Genomic DNA, 12,209 nt, shown 5'->3' on the forward strand with positions numbered 1-12,209 from the left:
TCGCCGGACGGGTCGGTTGCGACACGGGGTGGATGAGGACCCGTGCCGAACGCAGGATCCGCAACCCTGGGAATTGCGTCGATCAGTAGGAGCAGCTGCGCACGCGGCCGATGTAATTGCCGTAGGCGTCGAACTGGCGCACCCAGCCGCAGCGCCGATAGCCACCGCCGTAGTAATAGCCGTCGCTGGCCGCGATTGCGCTGCCGACAACGGCGGCGCCGACGAGACCTGCGCCAACGCCCCAGCCCCAGCCATAGGGCTTCGCTTCAGCCTGCGACGTCGTGGACGCGATGGTGCCGGTCACGGCGAGCGCGGTCAGGGCGAGGGCGGCGAACTTGGTCTTGATCGACATGGAATACTCCATCCTGTGTGGGCGGCGCCGGTGTGGTCCGCATGCCCGTTGGACGGAGGCTGTCCGGTTCCGGTTCGAAGATCGGGGCGGAAATATGGTTTCGCGAATTGTTTCGTCGCGCTTGTCAGGACGAAGCAATCGCGGTCATTTGCCGCGAAATACGCCGGGATCGAACCTGTCGACATCGGCGAGCAGCTCGCAGAACGCGCGCGCGCCGTGCTCGATCAGCTTCTCGCCCTTCTCGGCCGAGGCCTTGGTCGCATCGCCGATCGCGCCGCTCGGATTGAGGTCCTGCGCCTGCCAGGCGAACGGCGCCGGCCGCTGCGTCGACAGAAAGCGATAATCCTTCTCGATCCGCACGCTGGCCGGCTTGAAGTCCGCGATCGCATCCTTGCGCACGGCGTGCGGATATTTCGCCAGCATGATCGAGGTCTCGACCGCGCCGCCATGGATGCCGTGGCGCAGTTCGCCGGCGTCGAACAGCCCGTCGGGCGCGCCGAAGCGCGACCAGCTCGTGGTCACCACCAGCATCTGATGGTGCGCGCGCAGATCCTGCGCCACCAGCTGCATCGCGGCGGAATTGCCGCCATGGCTGGTCACGATCACGAGCTTCCTGACGCCTGCGCGCGCCACGCTCTCGCCGAGCGCCATCCAGCTCTTCAGCGCCACGTTGGTCGGCAAGGTCAAGGTACCCGGAAAATCGATGTGCTCGGTTGAGATGCCGACCGGCTGCAACGGCAGGAACGTGGCGGGAGTGGGCGCCGGCAGCAACTCTCGCACCCGCGAAAGATAGGCCTCGCCGATCATGACGTCGGTTCCGAGCGGCAGATGCGGCCCGTGCTGCTCGGTCGCGGCCAGCGGCAGCACCGCAATCCAGCGCGCGGCCGTATCCCTGGCGATATCGGGCCAGTGGATGGCGGTCCAGTCGCGGGGCGGAAGCTGAGAAGTCATCAAGCCGGTCGTTTCAATACAAGCGTTTCACGGGATGGATTTGCAGGCTAGTTTGTTTAACATCATAACGGGTTCGCGTCTCCGGGCGCGGTCCACGTCTTCCCGCCTTCCATCATGGGCCATAATGATCGACGGAGTCCAACCATGATCCCGGCCTTTTTGCTGCGAGCGTTAACCACAAGCCTTCTGACCGCCGCGCTTTGCGTTGCCGCGACGCTTGCCCCGGCGCAGGCGCAGACCTCAGACAAGATCTTGGACAAAGTCTCGTTCGGCACCAATTGGGTCGCCGAGGGAGAGCATGGCGGTTTCTTCCAGGCGCTCGCCGACGGCACCTACAAGAAATACGGCCTCGACGTCACCATCGTGCCGGGCGGTCCCAACGAGAACAACCGGATGCTGCTGATCGCGGGCAAGCTCGACTTCTTCATGAGCGCGAACTCGCTGCAGACCTTCGACGCCGTCACCAACAACGTGCCGCTGGTCGCTGTCGCCGCCATGTTCCAAAAGGACCCCCAGGTCTTCCTGACCCATCCCGAGGTCAAGGCCACGAAGATCGAGGATCTGAAGCCGCTCACGCTTTTGATTTCGAAGGAGGGCATCACCAGCTACTTCCAGTGGCTGAAGTCCGAATACGGCTTCGACGAGAACAAGGTGAAGCCCTACACCTTCAATCCGCAGCCTTTCATCGTGAACAAGCAGACCGCGATGCAGGGCTACGTCACCTCGGAGCCTTTCGCGGTCGAGAAAGCCGCCGGCTTCAAGCCGAACGTGCTGCTGCTCGCCGATTACGGCTTCAACTCCTACTCGACGCTGATCGAGACCCGCCGCGACCTGGTCGACAAGAAGCCTGACCTCGTGCAGCGCTTCGTCGATGCCTCGATCGTCGGCTGGTACCACTACGTCTACGGCGACAACTCGGCCGGCAATGCGATGATCAAGAAGCTCAATCCCGACATGAACGACGAGCTGCTCGCCTATTGCGTCGCCAAGATGCGCGAGCACGGCATCGTCGATTCCGGCGATTCCATCAAGAACGGCATCGGCGCCATGACCGACGAGCGGATGGCGAGCTTCTTCGACAAGATGGTGCGGGCCGGCGTGGTCAAGAGCGCCATCGACTATCGCCAGGGCTACACGCTGCGCTTCGTCAACAAGGCGGTCGGCGCCGAGCTCCGGCCGAAGAACTGACGGGTGCGGACGGGCGATGGCGGAGCCTGCGTTGTCTGGATCTGATGCAGCGTCGGCTGTGCGCCTGCGCGGCGTCAGCAAGACCTATGACAGCGGCGTGAGGGCACTCGGGCCGCTCGACCTCGACGTGAGGCGCGGCGAGTTCGTCTCGCTGCTCGGGCCCTCCGGTTGCGGCAAATCCACCGCGCTGCGGCTGATTGCAGGTCTCGCCACGCCAAGCGCCGGCACGGTCGAGGTCTCGCATCATGGCGCGGAGCAGCGCGGCAGCCACCGCATCGGCTTCGTATTTCAGGAGCCGACCCTGATGCCGTGGGCTACCGTGCGCGACAATGTCCGCCTGCCGCTGAAGCTTGCCCGGCTGCCTGCGACCGACGCCGATGCGCGCATCGATGCGGCGCTGGATCAGGTCGGGCTCGCGGAGTTCGCGAGGGCCTATCCGCGCGAATTGTCCGGCGGCATGAAGATGCGGGTGTCGCTGGCGCGCGCGTTGGTCACCGATCCGGATGTCCTCTTGATGGACGAGCCGTTCGCGGCGCTCGACGAGATCACGCGGTTTCGCCTCAACAACGACCTGCTGTCGCTGTGGCGCACCCTGCACAAGACCGTCATCTTCGTGACGCACTCCGTGTTCGAGTCGGTCTATCTTTCCGAGCGCGTGATCGTGATGACCGCGCGCCCGGGCCGGATCGGCGCCGAGTTTCGCATCACCTCGCCGGAACCGCGCGGCGAGGAGTTCCGCACGTCGGCCGAATACGCCGCGTTCTGCCGCGAGGTCTCCAGCGCGTTGGCGCCATCCTATGCAGGGCAGGCGGGCGCATGAAATCTCCGCAAGACCTCGTCCGTTTTCTGCTGCCGCTTGCGGTGTTCGCCGCTGGCCTCCTGCTCTGGGAAGCCATCGTCCGCGGCTATGGCATCCAACCTTACGTGCTGCCGAGCCCGCTGTTGGTGCTGAAGACGCTGGTTGCGGACTGGCCCATCCTGTCGCAATCGCTCGGCGTCACGCTCCTGACCACGCTCGAAGGCTTCGTTGCCGCGGCAGTCGGCGGCATCGTGCTGGCGCTATTGTTCAACCAGTCGAAATGGCTGGAGTATTCGCTGTTTCCCTATGCCGTGGTGCTGCAGGTCACGCCCGTCATCGCGATCGCGCCGCTGCTCCTGATCTATCTGCAGCAGCAGACCGCGGTGATCGTCTGCGCCTGGATCGTGGCGTTCTTTCCGGTGCTGTCGAACACGACGCTCGGCCTCAATTCGGTGGATCGCAACCTCGCCGGATTGTTTCAACTTTATGGCGCCTCGCAGCTGCAGACGCTGCTGTTCCTGAAGCTGCCCGCGGCGCTGCCCTATATCCTCGGCGGTCTGCGCATCGCCGGCGGGCTGTCGCTGATCGGCGCCGTGGTCGCGGAGATCGCGGCGGGCAGCGCCGGCGCCGGCTCGGGCCTCGCCTTCCGGATCGCTGAATCGGGCTACCGGCTGAATATTCCCCGCATGTTCGCGGCACTTCTGCTGCTATCGCTGGCCGGGATTGTCATTTATGGGTTGCTGGCGCTAGTTTCGCACCTGTTGTTGCGGCGTTGGCATGAAAGCGCGTTAGGAAAGGACAGTTGATGGCCCCGATTTCTTCCGAAAAGATCGATCTGTTGATCTATGGACCGATCCGGCCAATCCTCGAAAACGGCTTTCCCGATCAATACGTGCTGCACCGCGCTGAGAGCCGCGGCGACCTCGAGCGGCTGACGCCCGATACGATGGCCAAGATCCGCGGCATCGCCGTCACTTATCACACGATGGCGACCGACAAGACCGCGCTGGCGATGTTTCCGAAGCTCGAGATCGTCGGCAGCTTCGGCGTCGGCTACGACCACGTCGATTCCGCCTATGCGCGCGATCACAATATCGTGGTCACCAATACGCCCGACGTGCTGACCGAGGAGGTCGCCGATGTCGCGATGGGCTTGTTGATCGCGACGTTGCGCGAGTTCGTCAAGGCCGACCGCTATGTGCGCTCCGGGCTGTGGCAGACCCAGAATTATCCGCTCAGCGTCGGCTCGCTGCGCGACCGCAAGATCGGCATCGTCGGCATGGGCCGGATCGGCCAAGCGATCGGACGCCGGCTCGATGCGTCACGGGTGCCGGTGTCCTATCACTCGCGCAATCCGTCCAAGGACGTCTCCTACAAGCACTATCCCGATCTGATCGAGATGGCGAAGGCGGTCGACACCTTGATCGTCATCGTGCCGGGCGGCGCCTCGACGGCGAAGATGATCAATGCCGACGTCTTGAAGGCGCTCGGTCCCCGCGGCGTGCTGATCAATGTCGCGCGCGGCTCGGTGGTTGACGAGCCGGCGCTGGTCGCGGCGCTGAAGTCCGGCACCATCCTGGCCGCCGGTCTCGACGTGTTCGCGGCCGAACCGAACGTGCCCGACGAATTGAAGGCGATGCAGAACGTCGTGCTGCTGCCGCATATCGGCTCGGCCTCGGTGGTGACGCGCAACGCGATGGACCAGCTCGTGGTCGACAATATCAAGAACTGGTTCGCCGGCAAGCCGCCGCTGACGCCGGTTGCCGAAACGCCGGTCAAGGATCGCTGATGTCGTTGTCCCGCTTCAACGCCGTGCTGTGTCTGCTGCTGGCCGCGTGCGGTCCGGCAGCGGCGCAGGACGTCACGACGTTGAAGAAGGACATGATCGGGCAGTGGGAGCTCGCCACCACCGAGCGCAGCAAGACCTGCGTCGTGACGCTGAAGAGCGATGCGGCGCCGCAAGGCTTCAAGCTCGAGCTCGAGCCCGCTTGCGCCGCCGCGCTGCCCTTCACCAAGGACATCACCGGCTGGAGCATCAAGGGCCTCGGCGACATCGTGCGGCTGCACAATGCCGCCGGCGAGACCATGATCGATTTCACCGAGGTCGAGACCGGCATCTTCGAAGGGATGCGCACCAACGAGGGCGTCTACATCCTGCAAAACCTTGCCGCGGCGCGCTCGCTCGCCAAATCGATGGACCAGATGATCGGCGACTGGTCGATGGTGCGCGGCAACGGCCAGGCGATCTGCACGCTGGTGCTGACCAACACCGACGCCGGCAACGACAATTTCCAGGTGTTCCTGAAAGGCAAATGCGATCCCGCGGTTGCGGCCTTCAACCCGACCATGTGGCGGCTCGACCACGGCCAGATGATCCTGATGTCGGCCAAGGGCGAGACCTGGCAGTTCGAGGCCGACGACAACGCCCAATGGCGCCGCGTCCCGGACAGCGCCGATCCGCTGATCATGCTGCGGGAGCAGTAGGTCGGGTGCTGGCCTCGTAGCCCGCATGAGCGCAAGCGATATGCGGGATTTCGCCGATGCATTCCCCGGGTATCGCTTCGCTCACCCGGGCTACGCGATTGCCACAAGCTCCGTGTCGTCCGTGCCTAGTGCGCAATTGCGCACGGGAGCAGGGACCCATAGCCACGATGCCGGTTGGTTTTGCGCGGCTGTGGCCATGGCTCGCTTCAGCAACTCAACCCGGTGGTTATGGGTCCCTGCTTTCGCAGGGACGACAAGGATTTGCTTCTGCCCGAAAAAAATTCCCTTTCCCATGTCGATTCACCCCCTCCCGGATCGTCGTTCCCCATAGCGAGCCGGTCTTGCGGCGATCATCGCCGCGTCTCGCCCAACAGGAGTTTTCCGATGCGCTTCATGTATATCGTCACCTCGCCCCAGCCCCCGGGCCCGCCGACGCCGGCTCTGATGGAGGCGATGGGCAGGCTTGCCGAGCGGGAAATCAAGGCGGGCCGCATGATCGACACCGGCGGGCTGTTGCCGGTCGCGATGGGCGCCCAGGTCCGCATCACCGACGGCAAGCTCAACGTCGTCGACGGGCCCTTCGTCGAGACCAAGGAGATGATCGGCGGCTATGCGATCTTCGAGCTCCGCAACAAGGAAGAGGCGGTCGCCGCCGCCGTGGAGTTCATGCAGCTGCACAAGGAGCATATGCCGGGTTGGGAGGGAACCTGTGAGGTTCGCCCATTCGCCACCCCGGGCGCCGACGGCGGTTGTCAGGTCGATGTGTCCGCCTGCGCCTGATGCGCCGCGCGAACAGGGCGTTCGCAAGCGAAGTGGACGCCGGTTCGCGTGAAGAAAACGCGTCAGGACGAGAATCCAGGTCGGCGGCGATGACGGCCGCCGACATCCAGGCCACGATTCTTGCGGTGTGGCGCATCGAGCAGCCGCGGCTGATCACCAGCCTGTCGCGGATGCTGCGTGACGTGCCGCTCGCCGAGGACCTGACCCAGGAAGCGCTGGTCGCCGCGCTTGAGCATTGGCCGGCCGATGGCGTGCCGGAAAAGCCCGGTGCCTGGCTGATGGCGACGGCCAAGCGCCGCGCGCTCGATCATCTGCGCCGCAACCGCATGCTGGCCGAAAAGCACGGCGTGATCGCGCACGACCTGGCGCGGGAGCAGGAGACCATGCCCGACTTCGATGCCGCGCTCGACGACGATATCGGCGACGAATTGCTCCGGCTGATCTTCACCGCCTGCCATCCGCGCCTGTCGCGGGAGGCGCGCGCCGCGCTGGCGCTCAGGATGATCTGCGGCCTCACCACCGAGGAGATCGCGCGCGCCTTCCTGCAGACGGAGGCGACCATCGCCCAGCGCATCGTGCGCGCCAAGCGCACGTTGTCGGAGTCAGGCCTTGCCTACGAGACGCCGCGTGGCGAGGAGCTGTCCGAGCGGCTCGCCTCCGTGCTCGAGGTCGTCTACCTCATCTTCAACGAGGGCTATACCGCGGCAAGCGGCGACGAATGGCTGCGGCCGCAGCTCTGCAACGAGGCGCTGCGCATGGGCCGCGTGCTGACCTCGATCGCACCATCGGAGCCGGAGGCGCACGGCCTGCTGGCGCTGATGGAGTTCAACGCCTCGCGGATGGCGGCGCGCACCGATGCGTCCGGTGAGCCGATCCTGCTGATGGACCAGAACCGTGCGCGGTGGGATCGCCTGCAGATCCGCCGCGGGCAGCTCGCGCTGGCGCGTGCCCGCGAGCTCGGCGGCGCCGGCGGCTTCTATGTGCTGCAGGCCGCGATCGCCGCCTGCCACGCCGAAGCCGGAACACCGGACGCGACCGACTGGCGCCGCATCGCCGCGCTGTACGGCGATCTCGCCGCGCTCTTGGATTCACCCGTGATCGAGCTCAACCGCGCAGTTGCGATCGGCATGGCCGAGGGGCCGCTTGCCGCGCTCGCGATCGTCGACGGCCTCACCGATGAGCCGGCGCTGAAATCCTATCATCTGCTGCCGAGCGTGCGCGGCGATCTGCTGAATAAGCTGAGCCGTTTCGCGGAGGCGCATGCCGCGTTCGAGGCCGCCGCCGCATTAGCCGGCAATTCGCGCGAGCGCGAGTTCCTCAAGCGGCGCGCCGCAATCGCTGCGCGTGCCGCGCAGGATCATGGCTGCCGCTGACGGCTCCGCGATTCCGGCGGAGCGAAACCATGTAGCCCGCATGAGCGAAGCGACATGCGGGTCTTTGCCACGAGCGACCCCGGGTGTCGCTTCGCTCACCCGGGCTTCACAAGGTTGCTGCGGGTCGTCGTGTCCGCGATTTCGACTCAAACCTGCGGCATGCTCGGACGAAATTCTCTCGGACCGGGAACTGCCACCATGACGAAGCCATCCGTGCTGGCGATCGGCCTCGACCCGACCTTCGTCGATCTGTCCGTCATGCCGCAGTTCACGCCCGAGCTGGTGCGCAGCTATCTCGACGCGCAGATCGACGGCCTGCGGACGCTCGGCTACGACGTCGAGAGCTGCCTGATCGACCTCGGCGATACGGCGGAAGCCGTGACGGCGGCGGCCCTCAACGCGCGCCGCTACGACTGCGTCGTGATCGGTGCCGGGCTGCGCGAGCCGCCGGAGCGGCTCTTGCTGTTCGAGACGATCCTGAATCTGGTGCACCGGCTCGCCCCCGATGCCGCCATCTGCTTCAACACCAGGCCGGCCGACACCGCCGCGGCCGTGCAACGCTGGGTCAGGCCGTAGGACGCCAGATGGGCGTCGCCTTGCGCCGGCGATCGGGCTCGGCGCGCTGCCCGCCGCCCAAGGCGGACACTCGGGCCGGCCCGATGCCGGCATTGGCCCGAGGCTCGCCGCGAAGGCCCGGCGGTTGTTGCCGGCGGCAACCTATGACACCATCCAGAGTCCGATTTGCTTTAGACTTTGGAAGCCTATGCCGCGCCGCAAATTTGCCTGGGAAAAGCTGACGGACGAGCAGTTGCTCGCGCAACCGCTCAATCGTCTGAGGGTTGCCGTCGAGGGCACCTGGCTCGCCGATTGTGTGAATACTCTCTATGAGGAGCTCGAGGAGCGCGGCATCCGGTTGCGGCCGCACACGTGGATCTCGAGCGAATGGTTCAGCCCGGCAGATGTGCCCGGCATCGCGATCCCGTTCTACCTCGCCCATCCCCGCCTGATGAAGCTCGAGAAGAAGATGATGCTCGACGTCGAGGGCGCCTCGTGGTCCGAATGCATGGCCATTCTCCGCCACGAGGCGGGGCACGCCGTGCAGCACGGCTACCAGCTGCAGCGCCGCCGGCGCTGGCAGCAGCTGTTCGGCCCGTCGTCGCAGCACTATCCGCGCTACTACCGGCCCAATCCGGCCAGCCGCAATTATGTCCAGCATCTTCGGCTCTGGTACGCGCAGAGCCATCCGGATGAGGACTTCGCCGAGACCTTCGCGGTGTGGCTGCGGCCGCGCTCGAACTGGCGGACGCGCTATGCCGGCTGGCCCGCGCTGAAGAAGCTCGAATATGTCGACGAGCTGATGGGCGAGATCGCCGGCAAGCGGCCGCTGCTCCCGACGCGCGAGCGGGTCGATCCGCTGCATACGCTCAAGCAAACGCTCGCCGAGCACTACAGGAAGAAGCAGGCATTCTACGCCTTCACGCCGCCGAAGACCTACGACCGCGATCTCTCCAAGCTGTTCTCCGCCGATCCGCGGCATTATCGGCGTCCGCCGGCCGCGGCCTTCATCAGGCGGCACCGCGCCCAGATCAGGCAGCTGGTGGCGCGGTGGACCGGCGAGAACCAGTTGACGCTCGATGCCGTGCTCGATGATATGATCTCGCGCTGCCGCGAGCTCAATCTGCGTGCCGTCGGCCCCGAGCAGAAGCTCGTGACAAACTTCACCATTCTGCTGACCGCCAAGACCATGCACGCGCTGTTCGGCCCGTCGCGCCGGAAATGGATCGCGCTATGAAACAGCTTCGCATTCTGGTGCTGATGCACCCGGATTGTGTGCCGCCCGACTCCAGCGATGGATACAGCGCGCGGGAGATCAACGAGTGGAAGACGGAATACGACGTCGTCAGCACCCTGCGCGCGGCCGGCCATGAGGTACGTCCGCTCGGCGTGCAGGAGGAAATCAAGCCGGTGCGCGACGAGATCGAGGGCTTCAAGCCGCACGTCGTGTTCACGCTGCTGGAGGAGTTTCACTACGACGTCGTGTACGACCAGCACATCGCGAGCTATCTCGAGCTGATGAAGATCGCCTATACCGGGTGCAACCCGCGCGGCCTGATCCTGGCGCGCGGCAAGGATCTGTCCAAGACGCTGGTGCACCATCGCCGGATCCCGGTGCCGGCCTTCGCCGTGTTTCCGATGCGCCGCAAGGTCAAGCGGCCGCCGCGTCTCGAGCTGCCGCTGATCGTCAAGAGCCTGAGCAGCGATGGATCGCTGGGTATCTCGCAGGCGTCGATCGTCGATACCGACGAGAAGCTCGCCGAGCGCGTCGCCTTCATCCATGAGCGGATCGGAACGGCCGCGATCGCCGAGCAGTTCATCGAGGGACGCGAGCTCTATGTCGGCGTGCTCGGCAACAACCGGCTGCGGGTGCTGCCGGTGTGGGAACTGAAATTCGGCAGCATGGGCGGCCCTGCCGCGCGCCAGATCGCCACCGAAAAGGTCAAGCACGATACCAGCTATCAGGAGCGCGTCGGGATTGTCGACGGCCCGGCCGAGGATCTCACGCCGGAACTATCCGCCCATATCCAACGGCTGGCGAAGCGCATCTACCGGACCCTGGGGCTCGATGGCTATGCGCGCATCGACTTCCGCCTGTCCACCAATGGCGTTCCGTATTTCATCGAAGCCAATCCCAACCCCGAAATCGCCAAGAGCCAGGAGTTCGCGACGGCCGCCGGGCATGACGGGCTGGACTATCCGGATCTCCTGCAGCGCATCGTGACGCTCGGAATAAGCCGCGCCAAGGCCGGCGCGTCGCTGGGCTGACTCGAGGCCGCTAGATCATGATGCGTTTCCACAGAATCGCATCATGATCTCATCTCCTTGTTTGAGCATGATCTTTTCGGAAAACCGGTTTCCACTTTTCCGGATCATGCTCTAAAGGCTGCGCTGCATCGGATGGCGTCGCGCATCCTTGGGGATGAACATCGCAAACGTTTCCCTAACGCGCGCGGCCGGCGTCACGGTGCCGGCGGTCGCGGAAACAGGGGCTGCCGTCAGATGAAACGCGTCCGGTTCCGGCCAGCGCCGTGCAAGGATTTCGTTTACCGAAACCGGCATGGCGAGCCCATCGCTGCGGCTGCTGTCGTAGACGTACAAACCGGCAAGAAAAATCGATACGACAACAAGGATCGTCCTGAAAATCGGCATTGTGCTTGCGCCTTCTTGATTGAGGCGAACAATGCCCGGTGACGGTGAACCGCGCGTTTAGCGCTGCGGCCGATCAGCCGATACGGTTCCCAACTCATGAATGGGCTTGCGTAAACGGCCCGCTTACCAATGCCTTCAAGGTTGCGGCAACCAGCTTTCCTCACCGGCGGGAAAGAAGTCTCTGGCATTGAAAGACCAACAACAAGACTGAGGAGGCACCATGTTCGTCGCCATTCGAGTCATGATCCTGATCGCCAGTGCATACGCCGGCTCGGCCGTTGCGGAGATGCAGTTTGCGCCGCTGCCGAGCCTTGCGGCGTCGTCCGCGCCGTAGCGCCGGCAAGCGAGGCGGCGCACCTTACGCCGGACTGGGCGCCACCTCGCCGACCCCGATCGCGCGAGCCGCGTTTTCCGTCATCCTCGTCGCCGTCAGGCGCAGGAAATACAGCGACAGTCCCGGGTTGCGCTCGCACAGCTTCCTCAGTGCGCTGTCGCTGATCCAGAGCAGATCTACATCGGTCGCGGCTTGAGCGGTTTGCGTGCGGCGGCGCTCGAGCGAAAACAGCCCGATCTCGCCGAACAGTTCACCCGCCGATACCCCGCGATCGATCTCGGGAAACCTGACCTCGCCGGACACGACCATGTACAGCAGGTCGGCGTCGTCGCCCTTCCGGAAGATCGTTTCTCCCGCCTTGAGATGCTTCGGCTGCATGAACGGCTGCAGCCAGTTCGGAGAAAGGTCCGTCGCTGCAGCACGCTTCGCTTTCCGAAGCAGCCGAACCATCTGGAACAGCAACACCACGTTCAGGGGCAGCAGAATGATATGCAGGATGAGCACCGGGTAGATCCGGTCGCCCAATCCATAGCTGATGAATGCCAGATTGCTGAATATCGCGACAGCGCGCAGGCTCAACATCGTACTCATGCAGAACGTCAGCAACACAAGCGCCGACGCCAGATAACCCAAACCATCGATCAACGTCATGACAACGCCCACTGGGAAACGAAAATTGCAAGCAAACCGATCTGAAAACGACCGGCAACATACACCAGTGCGCTCAGTTTCCTGAGCGGA

14 protein-coding genes are annotated in these 12,209 nt (G+C 64.6%); 10 read left to right on the forward strand and 4 right to left on the reverse strand.

The window, feature by feature from the left end:
• Positions 1-82: 82 nt before the first annotated feature.
• Entirely contained in the window at positions 83-352 is a 270-nt protein-coding gene (locus tag ACVMDN_RS40380; protein ID WP_057020179.1) for a hypothetical protein, read from the reverse strand.
• A gap of 144 nt (positions 353-496) precedes the next feature.
• Positions 497-1,303 carry a creatininase family protein gene (locus ACVMDN_RS40385; RefSeq protein WP_076832699.1) on the reverse strand — a complete coding sequence of 269 codons (807 nt, stop codon included), beginning with the start codon at positions 1,301-1,303 and terminating at the stop codon, positions 497-499.
• Between the two features lie 144 nt (positions 1,304-1,447).
• Here ACVMDN_RS40385 and ACVMDN_RS40390 point away from each other — a divergent pair, with 144 nt between their 5' ends.
• From ACVMDN_RS40390 to ACVMDN_RS40435, 10 genes are all read left to right on the forward strand, one after another.
• Positions 1,448-2,491: an ABC transporter substrate-binding protein gene (locus tag ACVMDN_RS40390; protein WP_076832696.1), complete on the forward strand. Its 1,044-nt coding sequence runs from the start codon at positions 1,448-1,450 to the stop codon at positions 2,489-2,491.
• Positions 2,492-2,507: 16 nt separating this feature from the next.
• Entirely contained in the window at positions 2,508-3,311 is an 804-nt protein-coding gene (locus ACVMDN_RS40395; protein ID WP_076832693.1) for an ABC transporter ATP-binding protein, read from the forward strand.
• Positions 3,308-4,096: an ABC transporter permease gene (locus ACVMDN_RS40400; RefSeq protein ID WP_076832691.1), complete on the forward strand. Its 789-nt coding sequence runs from the start codon at positions 3,308-3,310 to the stop codon at positions 4,094-4,096. The genes ACVMDN_RS40395 and ACVMDN_RS40400 overlap by 4 nt, the downstream gene beginning before the upstream one ends.
• Entirely contained in the window at positions 4,096-5,079 is a 984-nt protein-coding gene (locus ACVMDN_RS40405) for a 2-hydroxyacid dehydrogenase (protein WP_076832688.1), read from the forward strand. The genes ACVMDN_RS40400 and ACVMDN_RS40405 overlap by 1 nt, the downstream gene beginning before the upstream one ends.
• A complete protein-coding gene (locus ACVMDN_RS40410) occupies positions 5,079-5,774 on the forward strand; it encodes an AprI/Inh family metalloprotease inhibitor (protein ID WP_076832685.1) in 696 nt (231 codons plus the stop codon). The genes ACVMDN_RS40405 and ACVMDN_RS40410 overlap by 1 nt, the downstream gene beginning before the upstream one ends.
• Before the next feature lie 384 nt (positions 5,775-6,158).
• A complete protein-coding gene (locus tag ACVMDN_RS40415; protein WP_076832680.1) occupies positions 6,159-6,554 on the forward strand; it encodes a YciI family protein in 396 nt (131 codons plus the stop codon).
• Between the two features lie 89 nt (positions 6,555-6,643).
• Positions 6,644-7,927, forward strand: a complete 1,284-nt coding sequence (locus tag ACVMDN_RS40420) for an RNA polymerase sigma factor (protein ID WP_076832677.1) — start codon at positions 6,644-6,646, stop codon at positions 7,925-7,927.
• 198 nt (positions 7,928-8,125) lie between these two features.
• Positions 8,126-8,503 (forward strand): type 1 glutamine amidotransferase family protein, encoded by a 378-nt coding sequence (locus ACVMDN_RS40425; protein ID WP_076832674.1) that lies wholly within the window; start codon positions 8,126-8,128, stop codon positions 8,501-8,503.
• 187 nt (positions 8,504-8,690) lie between these two features.
• Entirely contained in the window at positions 8,691-9,719 is a 1,029-nt protein-coding gene (locus tag ACVMDN_RS40430; RefSeq protein WP_057020110.1) for a putative zinc-binding metallopeptidase, read from the forward strand.
• Positions 9,716-10,750, forward strand: coding sequence for a D-alanine--D-alanine ligase family protein (locus ACVMDN_RS40435; RefSeq protein WP_050382451.1), 1,035 nt, complete (start codon positions 9,716-9,718; stop codon positions 10,748-10,750). Before ACVMDN_RS40430 ends, ACVMDN_RS40435 begins: the two co-directional genes overlap by 4 nt.
• 111 nt (positions 10,751-10,861) lie before the next feature.
• Here the strand turns inward: ACVMDN_RS40435 and ACVMDN_RS40440 are convergent, their stop codons facing one another.
• A complete protein-coding gene (locus ACVMDN_RS40440; RefSeq protein ID WP_076832671.1) occupies positions 10,862-11,134 on the reverse strand; it encodes a hypothetical protein in 273 nt (90 codons plus the stop codon).
• Positions 11,135-11,492: 358 nt separating this feature from the next.
• Positions 11,493-12,119 (reverse strand): Crp/Fnr family transcriptional regulator, encoded by a 627-nt coding sequence (locus ACVMDN_RS40445; RefSeq protein WP_076832668.1) that lies wholly within the window; start codon positions 12,117-12,119, stop codon positions 11,493-11,495.
• Positions 12,120-12,209: the final 90 nt, after the last annotated feature.

Source organism: Bradyrhizobium sp. USDA 4510, assembly GCF_054059095.1.

Bases quoted from the DNA above. Each gene is read 5' to 3' on its own strand.
- ACVMDN_RS40380 (WP_057020179.1), bottom strand. From the start codon at position 352: ATGTCGATCAAGACCAAGTTCGCCGCCCTCGCCCTGACCGCGCTCGCC.
- ACVMDN_RS40385 (WP_076832699.1), bottom strand. From the start codon at position 1,303: ATGACTTCTCAGCTTCCGCCCCGCGACTGGACCGCCATCCACTGGCCC.
- ACVMDN_RS40390 (WP_076832696.1), top strand. From the start codon at position 1,448: ATGATCCCGGCCTTTTTGCTGCGAGCGTTAACCACAAGCCTTCTGACC.
- ACVMDN_RS40395 (WP_076832693.1), top strand. From the start codon at position 2,508: ATGGCGGAGCCTGCGTTGTCTGGATCTGATGCAGCGTCGGCTGTGCGC.
- ACVMDN_RS40400 (WP_076832691.1), top strand. From the start codon at position 3,308: ATGAAATCTCCGCAAGACCTCGTCCGTTTTCTGCTGCCGCTTGCGGTG.
- ACVMDN_RS40405 (WP_076832688.1), top strand. From the start codon at position 4,096: ATGGCCCCGATTTCTTCCGAAAAGATCGATCTGTTGATCTATGGACCG.
- ACVMDN_RS40410 (WP_076832685.1), top strand. From the start codon at position 5,079: ATGTCGTTGTCCCGCTTCAACGCCGTGCTGTGTCTGCTGCTGGCCGCG.
- ACVMDN_RS40415 (WP_076832680.1), top strand. From the start codon at position 6,159: ATGCGCTTCATGTATATCGTCACCTCGCCCCAGCCCCCGGGCCCGCCG.
- ACVMDN_RS40420 (WP_076832677.1), top strand. From the start codon at position 6,644: ATGACGGCCGCCGACATCCAGGCCACGATTCTTGCGGTGTGGCGCATC.
- ACVMDN_RS40425 (WP_076832674.1), top strand. From the start codon at position 8,126: ATGACGAAGCCATCCGTGCTGGCGATCGGCCTCGACCCGACCTTCGTC.
- ACVMDN_RS40430 (WP_057020110.1), top strand. From the start codon at position 8,691: ATGCCGCGCCGCAAATTTGCCTGGGAAAAGCTGACGGACGAGCAGTTG.
- ACVMDN_RS40435 (WP_050382451.1), top strand. From the start codon at position 9,716: ATGAAACAGCTTCGCATTCTGGTGCTGATGCACCCGGATTGTGTGCCG.
- ACVMDN_RS40440 (WP_076832671.1), bottom strand. From the start codon at position 11,134: ATGCCGATTTTCAGGACGATCCTTGTTGTCGTATCGATTTTTCTTGCC.
- ACVMDN_RS40445 (WP_076832668.1), bottom strand. From the start codon at position 12,119: ATGACGTTGATCGATGGTTTGGGTTATCTGGCGTCGGCGCTTGTGTTG.